The organism is Methylobacterium sp. NFXW15, assembly GCF_049887755.1.
Taxonomy (GTDB): domain Bacteria; phylum Pseudomonadota; class Alphaproteobacteria; order Rhizobiales; family Beijerinckiaceae; genus Methylobacterium.
The window spans coordinates 217,526-234,415 of record NZ_JAGEKG010000007.1 but is presented as its reverse complement, the minus strand read 5'-3'; the positions used below and the strand labels follow the sequence as shown (position 1 = coordinate 234,415).

The window sequence follows — 16,890 nt, the reverse complement described above, 5'->3', positions numbered from 1 at the left end:
TGACCCCTCTGGGTTTGCGGGGGATGGCGTGTGACCCGAAGACCGCGTTTCTCGAAGGAAGAGTACGAAGCCATGGAAACCGAAGCTCTCGAACGCCCGGCCGATCTGACCATCTGGCGTACGGCTCCCGCGAGCGCCCCGCTGGCGCAGCCCGAGCGGTACGGCACCCTGCGCGAGGCGATCGCCGCCGCTGCGGGCGCTCTGACCGACCCGGCCAAGCAGCCCTGGATCATCACCGAAGAGGGCGAGATCCTCTCCCCGAACTGGATCCGCACCTACCTGAACTGAACTTCGGGGATTGCGGGGACGGCGAAGCCGCCCAACCCGCCCCCTCCGGGCTATTCCGCGGCGTCCTGCTGCCGGAAGCCCTCGATCCCCCGGTGGTCGGGGTTGATCGCATGCAGCGCACGCCGCGCCGCTTCGAGCGGATGCTCGGATTCGATCCTCACAGCGGAAAGGTCCGGGCTCTTGTAGACCGTGACGATGGTGTCCATCACCTCCGTCAGGGTCGTACGCTTGTCCTCGGGCGCGGCGATCAGCAATTGCAGGCCCCAGGCACGGTACAGATCGACCAGCGCCTGAGAGTTGCGTACGTCGAGCTTCGAGAAAGCCTCGTCCAGCAGGCAGAGGCCGAGTCCCGGATGCTCGGCGCCCGGCCGGTCACCAGGGTAATAAGCGCTGGCCAAAGAGGCCGCGATGGCGACGTAGAACGGCGCCTGCGCCTCGCCGCCGGATCCGCGGAGGGCCCTGGCCGACATGGTGGTGCGGTTGCCCGCCTTATCCTTCATGCCGATCTCGTAGACGAAGTAGTTGCGGTAGTCGGCAAGCCGATTCGCATCCTCCTCGCCCGCGATGAGCGCGGTGATCTCGGCGAGCGCCGAAGCCATCGGCCCCTCCACCTCTCCCGTCAGGAGCGCTTGCGCCGCCTCCGGCGAACGCGCCGCCTCGACGGCCAGCGCATGGACGGCCGCATAACGCCGGTCGACCGCCGCCTCGAACGCATAGGTCTGACCGGTGAAGGACCGGGCCGACAGGCGTTCGTTGAGAGCTGCGAGCCTCGTATGCACACGCTCGAACCGGTCTGCGAGCCGGGCCAGCAGATCCTCCGTCATCAGGCGGCGCATCTCGGCTTCGGCCCGAGCCGCCTGATCGCGGTAGCGGCGCAGCTCGTGGCCCTCGACCGCCTCGTATTCCCGCCGCACCCAGGCGAAGCCTTCGATGGCCGGTACGTCACCGGCCCGGAGCGGATTTTCGATCCGCCATGTGGCGCAAGCTTCGGCCAATTCTCGCTCGGCCACCCGGCCATGGGAGCGGGCCGCGTCGGCCGCTTCCCGGGCGCGGTTGCGTTCCGACGCAGCGAGCGCGCCGGCGTTCTTGGGATCGAGCCCCGCGAGTGCCTTGCGCGCCGATACGACGACGGCCGGATCGAACACCTCCATCCGCGCGACGCGCACCCGCGCCGCATCGCCGCCGACGCAATTACGCAGCGCGCCCCGCCGTGCGGCGAAAGCCGCGCGGGCCGCCTCGCGCATGGTGCCGACCCGCGCGGTGAGGGCGGCCTCTTCGGCGAGCAGCCGGTCGAGCTTGGGTTCGAGATCCTCAGACAATTCGCGCAGATAGGCGACCCGCTCAGAATTTAGGGCGGCTATCTCCGCGTCGAGCCCACCCGTGTCGCGCTTCACGATCTCGGCGCGCTCGGTTTGCAAGGAGCGGCGGCGGCCTTCGATGCCGTCGAGCTCGCCGCGCAAGACATCGATGTCGTCGAGTCCGCGTTCGATCCGCGCGCGGATACCTGCGGCGGTGCGCGCGGCTTCGCGCAAAACCGCCGCCTCGCCGCGCAAACGCCGTGCCTCGGCGGTGGCGTTTTCGTGGACGCGGCGGCTCTCCGGCGTCGGACCGCGATGGCCGCGCGTCATCATCAGATCGACGCCGCGGGTCACCGAATAGGCCATGCCTGCGGTCGTGCGTCCGCTCGGCGCCACGGCGCGCGACAGCCGGGCAAGCTCGGCATCGTTGCGGGCAAGGTCGTAGCCGCCGATCCGCACACCGAGGAAGGCGCGGGCATGGGGATCGCTCGTCTCGATGAGCGACATGGCGCCGTCATCGTCATGGCGCGCCCGCTGCCGTGCCGTATCGGTCGTCTTCACGAGGATACAGCGGTAAAAGCGGTCGCGCCCTGCTTGCAGCACGGCGAAGGCGTCTTCCAACCGATCCGGATCGACGATCAACGCCTCGCGGGCGCGACCGAGCAGCGCCTCGATCGCCGGTCCCCAGGTCGGGTCCGTGATTTCGGCGCGCTCACAGATCGCGACGGCCTCGATGCCCTTGCGCTCCAACTCGGCGCGGAAGGCCAGGGTGTCGGAAGAAAGTCGCGCGCCCGTGCTTCCGCCGACGCGAGGCGCAGTCCGCTCGGCCTCGGCCTCGGCGCTACGTGCCTTCAGGGCGGCATCTTCCGCCGCGCGTTCCAGCGCTTCGTCGAAGGGTGCGAGACGGGCGAGGCCCTCGACCAACCCCGCCAGAGGACCGTCGGCGCGCAGGATCTCGTCCGGGGGTGTCTCCTTGCGCAGGCTCGCCCGCGCACAGGACTCCGCGAGCCTTGCCGCCTGCGGTGCGACCGGCCGCAGCACCGGCGCTACCGATTGCAGCCTCGCCATCTGCCCGACGAGGGAAACGAGGTCGGCCACGCGGGCCGCGAATTCCTTGCGGTCGCGCTCCAGCATCGACAGGCCGAGATCGGCGGCGGTGAGGCGCTCACCCATGGCCTGCCCGGCCTTCAGCGCCTTCTTCTCGGCGATCTCCCGATCGATGTCGCGCACGAAGCCGCGGCTGTCCGTGACGCGCTCCCGGGCGAGGCGCATCTCGTCGGCACCCTCGCGCAGTTTGCTGCGCACGGCGGTGAGGTCGAGGGTGCGGCGGCGCAGTTCCGCCACCGCCGCGCGCAACTCATGCTCTGCCGAGGCGATGACGGCCTCACCCCACGCCTCATACCGGTCGCGAAGGCGCTTGAGGCGCACCAGCCGCGCCTCCAATTCGCCGAGCGTGTCGAGCAGCGACTTCCACGTCGCGATGGACTGGCGCACCCGGTCGACATTCAACGGTTCGGGATCGAGCACGAAGGCGCGGACAAAGGCGCTGGTGTCGAAAATCGGCTTGAACGCCACGGCGTTGGCGAAGCTGCGCAGGAAGTGGCGCGGCTCCGGCGGGGGCGCGCCCTCACGCAGGGAGGCGAGGAGGTCGGCCGTGAACCGCTCGCCGGAGGTGCGGTACTCGGTGAAGCTCTCGGCCTGGGCCTTCAGGTCGGCCGCAATCACCGTCCAGGGCGCTGTATAGGTGCCCGCCTCATTGGATCGCGCATAATCCGCGATGGCGAACCGGTGACCGACCGCAATGAAGCGCGACAGCACCGTCTCCTTCGCCTCGTCCGCCCGCGCCGCCAGGGCGAGGCCCGCCGTGACGACCCGGCCCGAGGACGGGTTCTCGAAGGTAAGGGCGAGAATCGTCTCGCAGGCCTCCCGCGTCGGACGCCCGCCCTCGGCCGGGTCGCTGATCCAGCCCAGGCAATAGTCGCGCACCGTCCGTGCGCTGCGGCCCGAGGCCGAGGCGTTGAGGGCGAGGCGGCTCGCGTTGTTGCCCGCAAGCACGGTGCCCACGGCATCGAAGATGGTCGACTTCCCGGCTCCGGTCGGCCCGACGAGGGCCGCCGCGCCCCGGATCCTGATCTGCTCGCGGCGAATCAGGTACCAGTTGGAAATCGAGATGTCGGTCAGAAGGTACAAGGGATGCAATCCGCCCGCCGGCTTGGGGAGCCGGACCAGTTGGCCGGAGTCGAGCCCAGACGCAAGGGATGGCATTCGGGGGAACCACTCGACGATTTATGTCTGCGAGGCTTGGAGAAGCCCGTTGTCAGCAGGGGCTGGAGGGCACTTCAGCCCCGTGCATCCGCCCAGGAGCGCAAGCGCTCCATCCAGGCCTCGGACGCGATCACCGTCAGGCCGGGCAGAAGGGCCAGCGGCGTGACGCGCTCGATGCGGTCGCGCTCGCCGAGCTTCAGGCCACCGCGCCGGGCGAAGAGGCGCAGGATCTCCCCCAGGCGCCCCTCGTCCGGCGGATCGTTGCGGGCGGCGGTGCGGATCTTCTCGACGATCTCGTCCGTCGTACACTCCACGATGCCATCGGTCCCGACGCGGGCATCGCGCAAGCCCTCCTCGTAGAGGAGCCGAAGGGCGAGCAGCACCAGCGTCTCGTCCTTGCGAAGGCGCTCCCCCGCGATGTCGTAGCGGGGGGCGTCCGCTGCCGGGCTGAGCGAGACCATCTGGTCACGATGAGCCACGGTCAGGGCATAGCCGAGGCAGGCGAAGTAGTCGGTGAAGAACGGTGCGTAGTGCCGCGCGAGTTCGTAGGCCCGTCCGATTCCCGGCGTGTCGGCATAGACGACTTGCGCCTTCAGCATCACCTGAAGGGCCCGGATCAGTTCCTCCGCATCGGGTGCGCGGGAGCCGGGGGGAGGGGGTTCGTCGCCGTCGATGATGGCGCGGAAGGGCTCAAGCACGGGTCACCCCCCTGGCGCGACGCTCGACCACGAAGTCGGGGCAATCGAGCCAGCCATTGGCGAGGCGTTCGGTCAGATGCGTCACCGCGTAGGCGTCGGCAAGCTGGCCTTCGAACAGCAGGTCGATCTCGCGCAGGCGCTGGAACACCACGAAGTCATCGACATCGGTAATGGCGATGCTCGAACCGCGTAGGGGTTTCCCGCGCGCGAGCTTCGCCTCAACGAAATCCCGCATGCGTTCGGGCGTCACCGTCACCCGGCGGCGGAAATCGGCCTTGGCCGCCGCGAAGGCATCGACCGCCGGATCGATGTCGAGATCGGGCAATGCTTCGATGAAGATCTCCGAGCGACGAGCGCGGGGTGTTTGCAGATGGGCCTCCCCGAGGGGCGGACGCAGAAGCGACAGGTCGGCGGGGACATCCGGAGCCTCGTCAACCTCGCCGACCGCCTGAAGCAGGGCAGCGATGCGCTCGACGGTGCCGGGGTCGGGCGCCTCCGAATAGCGCAGGGTCGCGCCGATCCGGCGTTCGAGACGCACCACCACCGCATCGACCGCATCGAGATGACCGTCGACGCCCTCGAACACGGCGAGAATCTGGGCGAGATCGGCTCGCACCATCCGTTCGCCAGCCACGAGGTCGGGCGCGCGGCCTTCTCGCTCGGCTCCCTCGGCGAGGGCGCGGATGCCGAGGGCGTCGCCCAGGGCACGATGAGCGAGACGCACGACGCTCGCGCGGAAGCGGAACGGATTGAAGCGGGTATGGAGCGTCCGGTAATCGCGGATGAGGTGGCGCTCGACGAATTCCTCGAAGAACAGCCGGAACGAGGCGGCCCGGTCGGGCTCGCGGAGGATCCGCTCCTCGACCTTGCGCATGCCCGCCGCGAGACCCCGCACGTGCGAGAGAAAGCCATCTGCAGCGCGGGCGGCGTTGGCGAGCGATTCCGAGCGGTTGGCCGGATCGGCCAGGGCCGATTCCAAGCCGCCTAGGACATCGAGCACGGCGCCTCCGTAGGAGCGAGTCTCGCCCCGTTCCAGCCGCGAGAGCTCTTCGAGAAGGAGCCGCGCCTCCGGGTCGAACTCGACCACGGGCACGTAGCGTTCCCGGCGCTCGATCAGCCAGCCGGAATCGAGGAGGCGGCGATAGGGGATGGCCCGGCGCTCGACTGGGTCCGGCGGCACCGGTTCGTCGCCATGGACGTCCGGCTCGCTCCATCCGGCGGCGAAATCGCCGATCTCGGCCAGAAGTTCGGCCTTCCGGACCGGCTCGGCACCGAGCACCCTTCGGTGCAGATGAAGAAGCAGAGCCGCGTTGAACGCGCGGCTCGGCGAGGCCAGGGGCCTGAAGAGATCATCGGACAGCTGCGCGAACAGCATCGAAACTGGGAACCTACGCTCGCGCAGCCATCGGACTCACACCTTGTCGCTTACTTCGCGCCGAGAAGCTCGACGTCGAAGATCAGCGTGGAGTTCGGGGGAATGACACCGCCCGCACCACGGGCGCCGTAGCCCAGCTCCGGCGGGATGATCAGGGTGCGCTTGCCACCCGTCTTCATGGTCATCACGCCCTGGTCCCAACCCTGGATCACCTGGCCAGCGCCGATGGTGAAAGAGAAGGGCTGGTTGCGGTCGCGCGACGAGTCGAACTTCTTGCCCTTCTTGCCGCCCTCATCGAGCCAGCCCGTGTACTGAACGGTGACCTGCTGGCCAGCCTTCGGAGAGGGGCCGGTGCCGACCACCTCATCCTGGTACTTGAGCCCGGTGGGCGTGGTGACGGTTTCAGCGGCGTTAGCAGATGCGGTCATGGCGATCAGTGCGGCTCCGGCGATGAGGGACAGACGGGGCATGCAATCTCCCTGAGCCGGTTTCGAAGCACCGGCCTTCGGGGGCTTCTAGTGCCGGGGGATAGCGCGAGGCAATGCGGCCCGCGCATTCGTCGGCGTGCGGGTGTCGTTTACGTTCTGGGGATAACTCTTCGGTAAGGAATCCCTTCAGCCACCGTTCAACCGGCGGCAGGCAGCTTGGCCGTGCGCTCTTGACCGAGGGCGTTCGCACCGGATCACCGCCGCCATGCTCGCCTACCGGGCCTTTCCTGCCCTCGTCTCGACCGGCGCCACGCCGGAGCGGCAGCGGCCCCCAATCCTCGCGAGCATCGGCCCGGCGCTCGACACGGCTTTCGGCTTGGAGCACCCGGTGCTGTTTCCGGATGAGATCGCCGCCCTGGTCGTCAGGCTGACGGAAGCCCTCGACGCGCTGTCCACAGAGGACACTTTCGCCTTCCTCGAAGCGGCTTAGACCACGCAACTCGTCATTGCTTCGCACTCCCTCGCAGTGACGATTTGAGATCAAACGGCGGCTATCAGCTCCGCGAACCGCGCCACCAACCGACGCGCCACCTCGTCCTTGGCGGCGCGCGGCCAGGATTCGACGCCGCCATCACGGCCGATCAGATGCACCGTGTTCTCGGTGCCCCCCATCACCCCGCCCTCGGCGGAGACATCGTTGGCGACGATGAGGTCACATCCCTTCCGGGCGATCTTGGCGCGGGCGTGATCGAGCACGGAATCGGTCTCGGCCGCGAAGCCGACGACAAGACCGGGCCGCCCCTCGCCCCGTCTCGCGATGGTCGCGAGGATATCTGGGTTTTCCGCGAGCGCGAGAGGCGCGGGACCGGCCCCATCCTTCTTGATCTTCTTGGCGGACGCCTCGACCTCCGGGCGCCAATCGGCCACGGCAGCAGCGAAGATGGCGATGTCGGCGGGGAGCGCCGCCTCGACGGCAGATAGCATCTCGCGCGCGGTCTCGACATGGATCACGTCCACCCCCGCCGGATCGGCGAGGGAGACCGGACCGGAGACCAGCGTGACCGCCGCCCCGGCCTGCGCCGCCGCCGCCGCGATGGCGTGGCCCTGTCGGCCCGAAGAGCGATTGGCGATGTAGCGAACCGGATCGATCGGCTCATGCGTCGGCCCCGACGTGACGAGCACCCGTCGTCCGGCCAGCGGCTTCGCTTCCTGCGGGCCGGGGCGCCCGGCGAGAAAGCCGAGACCCGGCTTTTCGCCCGAGGCCTCGTTCAGCAGGGTCACGAGCGCGTCCGCGATCTCGGTCGGCTCCGCCATCCGGCCCGGCCCCGATTCCGGTTCGGCCATCGGCCCGGCATTCGGCCCGACGACGCGCACGCCATCACCCTTGAGGGTCGCGAGGTTCCGCTGTGTCGCCGGATGCGCCCACATCTTCACGTTCATCGCCGGGGCGATGAGGATCGGCAGGGTCGTCGCCAGCAGGATCGTACAGGCGAGGTCCGGGGCATGGCCGTTGGCCATGCGCGCCATCAGGTCGGCGGTGGCGGGGGCGACGACCACCGCATCCGCCTGCCGGGCGAGCTTGATATGGCCGATCTCGGCTTCGTTCGCCCGGTCGAACAGATCCGTATGTGCCCGCTCCCCCGCCAGGGCGGCGGCGGCAAGCGGTGTCACGAATTCCTGAGCGCCCGCCGTCAGCACCGGGCACACGCTCGCCCCGCGCTCGCGCAGGCGGCGAATGAGATCGAGAGACTTGTAGGCCGCGATTCCTCCACCGATGACGAGGAGGATGCGGCGGCGGGCGAGGGGCAGGCTCATCGGGAAAGCCTCTGCGCGTCCGCGTGCCAGCGTCAAGCGAGGCGGATCAGGCCGCCACCATCACCCGCGACGATTTCAACCCGCCGAAACGCCTGTCGCGCTGGGCGAAATCGGCCACGGCGAGGGCAAGGTCCTCCTCACCGAATTCCGGCCACATCCGGTCGGTGAAATGCAGTTCGGCGTAGGCTGCCTCCCAGAGCAGGAAGTCGGACAGGCGCTTCTCCCCGCCCGTGCGGATCAGCAGATCGACCTCGACCGGGGAGCCATGCATCTCACCCGCGACCATGGCGCCGAAGGACTCCCGGGTCGCCTCGCCGCCTTCGAGCCGCCGCGCAGCTTCGATGATGGCGTCGCGTGCGGAGTAATCGACGCAGATCCGCAGGTGCAGCCGGCGGCCCTCCGCCGTCGCGGCCTCGGCGGCGGCGATGGCCTCGGGAATGCCCGCAGGCAGACGGTCACGGCGGCCGACCACGCTGAGACGCGTGCCCGAACGCGCAAGGCGCTGGGTCTCGTTGCGGAGGTAAGTGCGCAGCAGTCGCATCAGCCCGCCGACCTCATCGGCCGGGCGCTGCCAGTTATCGGCGGAGAAGGCGTAGAGCGTCAGCGTGCCGATCCCGAGATCGGGACAGGCCTCCGCCGTCCGGCGGATGGCTTCGACGCCGCGCCGATGGCCCGCGAGACGGGGAAGCCCACGACCCGCCGCCCAGCGGCCATTGCCATCCATGATGATGGCGGCGTGCAGGGCGCGGGGCTCCGCTTCGCTTTGCATCGTAAAGTCTCCGGACGTGTCGGCGTTGGCAGAGTGCATCGGATGCCGGTTAATGGTTGCTGAGCGGTCGGGCGGTGTCAGGCCGGTTTCGTGACCGGTTTGAGGCCGCCGTTACGTCCTGTATCGGACGCGCGCTCGGCGGCTCTCGCCGCGTCGCGCACGACCTGCTCCAGAACGGCGAGGTAGCCCAGAAATCGCTCGCGACCACTATGGGTCAGGCGACAGATCGTTTGAGGGCGGTTCTGTGAGACGCCCTTTTCGAGATTCACGAAGTCCGCCTCGCTCAACACCGAAAGGTGTCGGCTGAGGTTACCGTCCGTGAGCCCGCACATGCGCTTCAAGTCGGGGAAGGGCAGGCCCTTGGGGTGGGCGGCGAGCGAGGTCAGCACGCTGAGGCGCGCCTTCTCGTGAATGATGCGGTCGAGACCATCATACGAGAAACGGCCCGTCGCGCGGTCAGCGATCGCCATCGCCACCCCCGCCCGTGCGTTGGACGACGATCGCCAGCGCCACTTGGCCTATCACGAAGGGCAGGCCCATCGTCCAGGGCGACAACGTGTGATCGGCCGCCGAGATGGCGATCACCAACAGCCCGGCTACGAGATACCACGCGCCGATGGCCTGCACGGCCCGCGGCAGAATCCGCGCCGAGGCGAAGAGGCCGAGCCCCACCAGCACCTGCCACAACCCCGGCAGGAGCCAGATCTGGTCCGGGGCGAAGCGGGCGATGACGAGGCCGAGGCAGGCCCCGGCGCCAGCCGATGGAAGGAAGACCTCGATGGCATTCAGTACCATCGCGTCGGCAAGGCCAGCATGGAGACGGCGGGTCCGCCTCAGGGCCTCGACGCCGATCAACGCGAAGGCGCTGAGGGCGGCGGCGACCCAGATCGCGAAGAACAGCCCGACGTGGTTGGCAGGATTGCCGAGCCAGAGGGCTTGTCCGGCCGCTGTCGTGAGGGCAACGCCACCCGTGGCAGCCAAGGTCGCGGAACCCAGGCCGCGAAAAGTCGTATCGCGGGCGATCTGGGTCCGAATCGCCACGATATCGGCCAGGGCCTTGTCGAGGTCCTGCACCTGCCGCCCCCTTCGCGTAGCAAATCTTGGGAAATGAAGTATCGCGCAGCCCGCCTGGTCGCAAGCGGTGGCGAAAACCGGAATTCGGGAATCACGTCGGGGATCGCCCCCGATGCGGTGCGAACGAGCACGCAGCGTCTTTCTCCGGGCCGCCCGGGAGCCCATATTACCCCCATGCCGACGCCGAAAAAGCCCCGCGCCGCTGCCGCTTCCAAGGCGGACAAGCCCGTCCTGCAACCGCTCGACAGCCATCTGGCCGAGCTGCTGAACCCGGCCCTCAACCGCACCCGGCCAAAATCGCCGGATCAGGGCGGCGCGAGGCCCGGCAAGCCGCCCGCGCGCAAGAAAGGCGGAGGGGGCTTCGCAGAAGCGCCACAGGCCGGCTTCACCGTGGGCGATGCCGCCGAGATCGACCCCAAGCTGGCACAGGCCCTCGGCCTCGCCGGGCCGGAGGACGGCCCCATGCCCGCGGGCACATCGGATCCAGAGCCCGTCGTCGATGGCGGGGCCTCAGCCACGGTCACCGCTCTGGAGCGGCTCCTCACGGAGGGCAACCCACTCTTCAAGAACGGCGAGACCTGGACCCCGCACCGGCCGGAGCGTCCGGCGAAGTCGGAGGGCGGCGTCAAGTTCGTCCTGAAATCGGAGTTCTCTCCGGCAGGGGACCAGCCGACCGCCATCGCCACGCTGGTGCAGGGCGTGAAGGAGCATGAACGTGATCAGGTGCTGCTCGGCGTCACCGGCTCGGGCAAAACCTTCACCATGGCCAAGATCATCGAGGAGACGCAGCGTCCGGCGCTGATCCTCGCGCCTAACAAGACACTCGCGGCGCAGCTCTACGGGGAGTTCAAGGCGTTCTTCCCCGACAACGCGGTCGAGTATTTCGTATCGTACTACGATTACTATCAGCCGGAAGCCTATGTTCCGCGCTCCGACACGTTCATCGAGAAGGAATCCTCGATCAACGAGCAGATCGACCGGATGCGCCACTCGGCGACCCGCGCGCTGCTGGAACGGGACGACGTGATCATCGTCGCATCGGTCTCGTGCATCTACGGTATCGGCTCGGTCGAGACCTACACGGCCATGTCCTTCACCGTCTCGCTCGGCGAGCGGATCGAGCAGCGCCAGCTGGTCGCCGATCTCGTGGCGCTTCAATACAAGCGCATCCAGTCCGATTTCGCCCGCGGCACGTTCCGGGTGCGCGGCGACGTGATTGAACTGTGGCCCGCCCACTTGGAGGATCGTGGGTGGCGGATCGGTCTGTTCGGTGACGAGATCGAATCCATCGTCGAGTTCGACCCGCTGACGGGGAAGAAGATCAGCGACCTCAAGTTCGTGAAGGTCTACGCGAACTCGCACTACGTGACGCCCCGCCCGACACTGCAACAGGCCATCAAGGGCATCAAGAACGAGCTGAATGGCCGGATCGAGGAGCTGACCCGCATGGGGCGGCTGATCGAGGCGCAGCGCATCGACCAGCGTTGTACCTTCGATATCGAGATGATCGAGGCGACCGGCTCCTGCAACGGCATCGAGAACTATTCGCGATACCTCACCGGCCGGAAACCCGGAGAGCCGCCGCCGACCCTGTTCGAGTACCTGCCCGACAATGCCATCGTCTTCACCGACGAGAGCCACGTGACCGTGCCGCAGATCGGCGGCATGTACCGGGGCGACTTCCGGCGAAAGGCGACGCTGGCCGAATACGGATTCCGCCTGCCCTCCTGCCTCGACAACCGCCCGCTACGGTTCGAGGAATGGGATGCGATGCGTCCGCAATCGGTCCACGTGTCGGCGACGCCCGGCAAGTGGGAGATGGAGCAGACCGGCGGCGTCTTCGCCGAGCAGGTCATCCGCCCGACCGGCCTCGTCGATCCGGTGATCGAGATCCGTCCCGCCCGCAGCCAAGTGGACGATCTGCTCGGTGAAGTGAAGGCCGTCGCGCAGGCTGGCTACCGCACCCTGGTCACGACCCTGACCAAGCGCATGGCCGAGGATCTGACCGAGTATCTGCACGAGAACAGCGTGCGGGTCCGCTACATGCATTCGGACATCGACACACTGGAGCGGATCGAGATCATCCGCGACCTGCGCCTTGGCGCCTTCGACGTGCTGATCGGCATCAACCTGCTGCGCGAGGGCCTCGACATCCCGGAATGTGCGCTCGTCGCCATCCTGGATGCGGACAAGGAGGGCTTCCTGCGCTCGGAAACGTCGCTGGTGCAGACCATCGGCCGCGCGGCCCGTAACGCGGATGCCCGCTGTATCCTTTACGCGGACTCGATCACCGGCTCCATGGAACGGGCCATGGCGGAAACCGAGCGCCGCCGCACGAAGCAGCTCGCCTATAACGAAGAGCACGGCATCACGCCGCAGAGCGTGAAGCGCGGCATCGCCGACATCCTCAACAGCGTCTACGAGCGCGACCACGTTCAGGTCGATACCGGTCTCGCCAAGGACGCCGTCACGGTCGGCCACAACCTCAAGGCCGTGCTCGCGGATCTCGAGAAGCGGATGCGCGCGGCGGCGGCGGACCTCGACTTCGAGGAGGCGGCGCGCCTTCGCGACGAACTCAAGCGCCTTCAGGCGACGGAACTGCTCGTGTCCGACGATCCCATGGCCCGCCAGGGCGATGTCGAGCGGGAAGCGGGCCGCTATGGCAGCAAGGGACCACGCGGCGGGAGCCGCATCAGCAAGCCTGACCTCGACAATATGGGACCGGGCACGGACCGGGAATTGCCCGTCGGCGCGCCCGTTTGGCAGGAACGGCCGAAGGCACGCTCCACGCAGGGGCTCGGCGGCCAGCGCCCGAAATACAAGGGCGGTGGCGGACGAAAGCGCGGCTGACGCTTCCCGGCTTCTTTCGCCATCCTATCTCCCGGCCGCAATCCTCTCGCAGGCAATCCTCCAGAGCATGACCGATCCGAAGCCCGAACTCGATTCCGAAACGTTGGCCTTCGCAGGGAGGGTCTTCCAGTTCGCGCGGATGGGGCACGCCGAGGAACTCGCCGAGCTGTTCGCCCAAGGGCTGCCGGCCAACCTGCGCAACGATAAGGGCGATAGCCTTCTGATGCTGGCCGCCTATAACGGACAGGCCGATGCGACGCGGGTGATCCTCAAAGCCGGGGGCGATCCTGAACTCGCCAACGACCGGGGCCAGACGCCGCTGGCCGGAGCGGCGTTCAAGGGCGACACGGAGATCGCGAAGCTGCTCCTGGCCCATGGCGCGCAGGTGAACGGCATCGGCGACGGAACCCGCACCGCGCTGATGACGGCGGCGATGTTCGATCGAACGGAGATGGTCGATCTCCTTCTCGCCCACGGCGCCGACCCGGACTTGCGCGACGCCTCCGGCAAGAGCGCAGCCGACATGGCCCGCGCCATGGGTGCGCAGGCGACGCCGGAGCAATTGGACAAGGCTCCGCGCAAGGGCGTCTGAGCCCGCTTCAACGCAGAAAAGACAGTGAGGGGAACGCCGTGCCTAAGGTGATCAGACTGTCGGGCGTGCTGTTCGCCCTCGCCTTGCCCGCCCAGGCGGGGGAATCGGATTGGCCCGCCTTCGGTCACGATTCGAGCAACCGCAACTATTCGGAACTGACGCAGATTGACCGAGGCAACGTCGCGCGCCTGCGCCCTGCCTGGATGTTCCAAACCGGCGTCACCGGATACTTCCAGGCGCAGCCCGTGGTGGCCGATGGCGTGCTCTATCTCTCGACCACGCAGAACAATGTCGCCGCGCTCGATGCCAAGTCGGGCAAGGTGCTGTGGACCTATCTGCATAAGCCGCGCACCGACAAGATCTTCGGGCCACCCTCGAACCGGGGCGTCGCCGTGTCGGGGGGCCTCGTTTATCAGGCGACCATGGATGGGCGCGTCATCGCTCTCGATGCCAAGACCGGCAAGGTGGTCTGGGACCACGAGGCCGTCCGCCCGGAGGAGGGCGAGACTGAAACAGCCTCGGGCCTCACGGACAAGCTGGGCGGCAAGCCGGTTCAGGGATCGAGCCGCCTCGGCTTCAAGATGCCGCCCTTGGTCGCCGAAGGTCTGGTGATCGTCGGCGTGACAGGGGCGGGCTACGGCTTGCATGTCGAGGATGCGTCCGGCGGGCTCGATGGCGGCGCGGTCGTCGGCATCGAAGGTGGATATGGCCGCCGGGGCTGGCTCGCCGCTTACGATGCCAAGACCGGCGAGGAGCGCTGGCGTTGGTACGTCACGCCGTCGGAGGGTTGGGAAGGCGGTTTCGTCGACAAGACCGCCGATGGCGTTCCCCTCCACCGGGACATCGCCGCTGAAAAAGCGGCTGCCGCGGCGAACCGCGATGCGTGGCGTGTCGGCGGCGGCTCCCTCTGGATGACGCCCGCCTACGATCCGGCCCTCGGCCTGCTGTTCCTCGGCACGGGCAATCCGGCTCCGCAGAATTTCGGCCTGACCCGGCCCGGCGACAATCTCTACACGATGTGCCTCGTCGCCCTCGACGTCCACACGGGCCAGTTGCGCTGGTATTTCCAGCAAGTGCCGCACGACGAATGGGGCTACGACGTCGCGGCGCCGCCCTTCCTGCTCGACGGCCCGAACGGGACCAAGGCCGTGGCGTCCGCGAGCAAGACGGGCTGGATCTACGTTCACGACCGCCAGAGTGGGGCGCTGCTTTCACGGTCTGAACCGCTCATCAAACAGAAGAACCTGTTCGTCCCGCCGAGCCCCGAAGGCACGGTCGTGTCGCCGGGGCCGCTCGGAGCGGTTTCATGGCCGCCCACGGCCTATGATGGGCATCTTGCCTTCGTGCAGGTTCGCCATGCCGCGACCACCTATACGGTGAATGCCGTGCCCGCCGGGCCGGGCCGCCCCGAGATTCGCTACACGGAGACCGGCGTCGCAAAGGGCGAGCCCTCCTTCAGCACGTTGACCGCCGTCGACCTGAACGGCGGCGGCAAGATCGCATGGTCCGCGCGCTCCGAGAGCCGCCTCTCGGGCGGAACGCTCGCCACGGCGGGCGGCCTCGTCTTCTCCGGCGAGGAGGACGGGCATCTCGACGCGCACGACGCTGCGACGGGCAAGATCCTGTGGCGCTTCCAATGCGGCGCGGGCATCAGCGGCCCGGCCATGACCTACGCGATCGACGGACGACAATACGTGGCGGTTGCAGCAGGCGGCTCGTCCTTCACACAATCCTCCGGCTTCGGCACCGGAGATTCCCTCGTCGTCTTCGCCGTCCCGGATTGACGGCCTCTTGCTGCATCGCAAAAGCTCGGCCTTTCAGCCGAGCGGAGCGGGACATGGACGAGGTCGTGAACGAGGAGAGCCCGCATCAACCGACGGATCGCGGGCCGCCGGTCATCCGCACCATCGCCATGCCCGGCGACACCAACCCGGCCGGAGATATCTTCGGCGGCTGGCTGATGGCGCAGATGGATCTCGCGGCGGGCAACGTCGCTGCACGCCGCTCCCGCGGTCGATGCGCCACGATCGCGGTCGATGCGATCACGTTCCATCACCCCGTCTTCGTGGGCGACGAAGTGAGCATCTACGCGTGGCTGCTGAAGGTCGGCCGGTCTTCCCTGCGGATCCAGGTGGAGGTCTGGCGCCGGGAGCGGGCGAGCGAGGCGACCATGAAGGTCACCGAGGCAACCTTCACCTTCGTGGCGATCGGCGACGACCGCCGCCCGCGCCCGGTGCCTCATCCGACCTGAGCCGCTCAGGCCCCAACCCGTGAGACGGGCATCGGCCGACCGGCGACCGGACGCGCCCCACGCATGATCCGGCGGCGCATCGGCTCTTCCACCAACAGATGGACCAGGGTCGCGGCCACAAGGCTCGCGGCGCTGTTCACGGCAATGCCGATCCAGGGATGAGCCGCGAGCGTGCCATGCAGCACGACCTTATCGGCGGTGTTGAGGAAGGCGAAGACCGGGATGTGCAGCAGGTAGAGCGCGAAGGAGATCTTACCGAGGAAGATCAACGGCGCCGAGCAGAGCGGCCCCCGCCGGAAAGCGGCGCAGGCGAGGATGAGTGGCGCCCAGGCGAGCATGGTGAGCCCGTTGTGCATAACCGGCTCGGGCACGAAGCGGGCGAAAGTCACGATCAATGCACCGAAGCCGATGGCGGCGACGATCAGGAGCGGCGTGGAGAGCGGCGCGCTCCGCCATGCCACGAAGAGCAGCAGTCCCGCCAGGAATTCCGGGAGGTGCAGCAGCGGGAAGTACTTGACGAATTCGGCGATCAGGACAGGCCGGATCCCGCCTTCCTCCGGCGAGATCAGCGAGACGCCGCCACTCGATGCTTGCCAGACCAGCGTCGCCAGAGCGACGACCGCCGCCCAGAAGGCGAATGTGACGAGGGCGATCTGCTTCGGGTTTCGTAGCACCAGCGGCAGGAGGATCGGGAACAGCGCGTAGAAGAACAGTTCGACCGAGACCGACCAGCTCGGGCAATCGAGCGAGCAGGCCGCGCCCGGCACCCAGGCATGAATTCCGAGAGGTGCCAGGATCGCGCCTGAGGCCATCAGGGCTTTGAGCGGCATGGGCTGCTTCGTGACCCAGGCGAGGAACCACGGGACGTGGATCATCAGGGCCAGCAGGAAGACCGGGTATACCCGCGCGAAACGGGCGCGATAGAACAGCGACCGCGCCGAGGGCTGCGAGAGGTCCGCATCCCGGTAATTATAGGCGAGGATGAAGCCCGACAGCAGAAAGAAGAAGGTGACGCCCGAATAGCCGAGCGAGACGAAACTCGTCTCACCTACCTGCGGAAAATAATAGGGCGTATAGTGGAACGCCACGACATAAGCCGCCGCGAAGAAACGCAGAGAGGTGAGCGCGGGAAGCGCCTCAACTTTGGGATGAGCGTTGACGGCGGGCGTCGAGCGCGTATCGAGCAT

General features: G+C 67.9%; 15 protein-coding genes. 6 read left to right on the top strand and 9 right to left on the bottom strand.

Translation table 11 applies throughout. The annotated features are described in order from the left end of the window. The first annotated feature begins 72 nt into the window (after nt 1-72). Nucleotides 73-288, top strand: coding sequence for a hypothetical protein (locus tag J4O73_RS17460; protein ID WP_147909957.1), 216 nt, complete (start codon nt 73-75; stop codon nt 286-288). Nucleotides 289-338: 50 nt separating this feature from the next. Here J4O73_RS17460 and J4O73_RS17455 read toward each other — a convergent pair whose 3' ends face one another. The 4 genes from J4O73_RS17455 to J4O73_RS17440 all read right to left on the bottom strand — a co-directional run bounded on the left by J4O73_RS17455 (nt 339) and on the right by J4O73_RS17440 (nt 6,394). Then, nucleotides 339-3,776 (bottom strand): SbcC/MukB-like Walker B domain-containing protein, encoded by a 3,438-nt coding sequence (locus J4O73_RS17455; RefSeq protein ID WP_426219330.1) that lies wholly within the window; start codon nt 3,774-3,776, stop codon nt 339-341. Between the two features lie 149 nt (nt 3,777-3,925). Then, nucleotides 3,926-4,549 (bottom strand): DUF4194 domain-containing protein, encoded by a 624-nt coding sequence (locus J4O73_RS17450; RefSeq protein ID WP_378974733.1) that lies wholly within the window; start codon nt 4,547-4,549, stop codon nt 3,926-3,928. Continuing rightward, on the bottom strand, nt 4,542-5,924 hold the full coding sequence (locus J4O73_RS17445; protein WP_426219328.1) for a Wadjet anti-phage system protein JetA family protein: 1,383 nt from the start codon (nt 5,922-5,924) through the stop codon (nt 4,542-4,544). The genes J4O73_RS17450 and J4O73_RS17445 overlap by 8 nt, the downstream gene beginning before the upstream one ends. Nucleotides 5,925-5,974: 50 nt before the next feature. Then, complete coding sequence (locus J4O73_RS17440; RefSeq protein WP_426219326.1) at nt 5,975-6,394, bottom strand: FKBP-type peptidyl-prolyl cis-trans isomerase; 420 nt, start codon at nt 6,392-6,394, stop codon at nt 5,975-5,977. A 223-nt stretch (nt 6,395-6,617) separates the two neighbouring features. Here J4O73_RS17440 and J4O73_RS17435 point away from each other — a divergent pair, with 223 nt between their 5' ends. Beyond that, nucleotides 6,618-6,842 carry a hypothetical protein gene (locus J4O73_RS17435; RefSeq protein ID WP_426219324.1) on the top strand — a complete coding sequence of 75 codons (225 nt, stop codon included), beginning with the start codon at nt 6,618-6,620 and terminating at the stop codon, nt 6,840-6,842. Nucleotides 6,843-6,892: 50 nt separating this feature from the next. On the opposite strand, the gene coaBC is transcribed toward J4O73_RS17435, so the two are convergent. The 4 genes from coaBC to J4O73_RS17415 form a co-directional block, all read right to left on the bottom strand. Next, nucleotides 6,893-8,167, bottom strand: coding sequence for a bifunctional phosphopantothenoylcysteine decarboxylase/phosphopantothenate--cysteine ligase CoaBC (gene coaBC, locus J4O73_RS17430; RefSeq protein ID WP_426219323.1), 1,275 nt, complete (start codon nt 8,165-8,167; stop codon nt 6,893-6,895). Nucleotides 8,168-8,213: 46 nt separating this feature from the next. Further along, nucleotides 8,214-8,936: a di-trans,poly-cis-decaprenylcistransferase gene (locus tag J4O73_RS17425; RefSeq protein ID WP_426219321.1), complete on the bottom strand. Its 723-nt coding sequence runs from the start codon at nt 8,934-8,936 to the stop codon at nt 8,214-8,216. 77 nt (nt 8,937-9,013) lie between these two features. Then, complete coding sequence (locus tag J4O73_RS17420) at nt 9,014-9,406, bottom strand: transcriptional regulator (RefSeq protein WP_426219320.1); 393 nt, start codon at nt 9,404-9,406, stop codon at nt 9,014-9,016. After that, on the bottom strand, nt 9,393-10,010 hold the full coding sequence (locus tag J4O73_RS17415; protein ID WP_426219318.1) for a hypothetical protein: 618 nt from the start codon (nt 10,008-10,010) through the stop codon (nt 9,393-9,395). The genes J4O73_RS17420 and J4O73_RS17415 overlap by 14 nt, the downstream gene beginning before the upstream one ends. A gap of 174 nt (nt 10,011-10,184) precedes the next feature. On the opposite strand from J4O73_RS17415, the gene uvrB reads away from it, so the two are divergent. From uvrB to J4O73_RS17395, 4 genes are all read left to right on the top strand, one after another. Next, nucleotides 10,185-12,860, top strand: coding sequence for an excinuclease ABC subunit UvrB (gene uvrB, locus J4O73_RS17410; protein ID WP_426219316.1), 2,676 nt, complete (start codon nt 10,185-10,187; stop codon nt 12,858-12,860). A gap of 67 nt (nt 12,861-12,927) precedes the next feature. Beyond that, nucleotides 12,928-13,452 carry an ankyrin repeat domain-containing protein gene (locus J4O73_RS17405; RefSeq protein ID WP_426219314.1) on the top strand — a complete coding sequence of 175 codons (525 nt, stop codon included), beginning with the start codon at nt 12,928-12,930 and terminating at the stop codon, nt 13,450-13,452. Nucleotides 13,453-13,490: 38 nt separating this feature from the next. Continuing rightward, nucleotides 13,491-15,236: a pyrroloquinoline quinone-dependent dehydrogenase gene (locus J4O73_RS17400; RefSeq protein ID WP_426219312.1), complete on the top strand. Its 1,746-nt coding sequence runs from the start codon at nt 13,491-13,493 to the stop codon at nt 15,234-15,236. 53 nt (nt 15,237-15,289) lie between these two features. After that, a complete protein-coding gene (locus tag J4O73_RS17395) occupies nt 15,290-15,703 on the top strand; it encodes an acyl-CoA thioesterase (RefSeq protein WP_426219310.1) in 414 nt (137 codons plus the stop codon). A gap of 5 nt (nt 15,704-15,708) precedes the next feature. Here the strand turns inward: J4O73_RS17395 and J4O73_RS17390 are convergent, their stop codons facing one another. Beyond that, nucleotides 15,709-16,890 carry an acyltransferase family protein gene (locus J4O73_RS17390; RefSeq protein WP_426219308.1) on the bottom strand — a complete coding sequence of 394 codons (1,182 nt, stop codon included), beginning with the start codon at nt 16,888-16,890 and terminating at the stop codon, nt 15,709-15,711.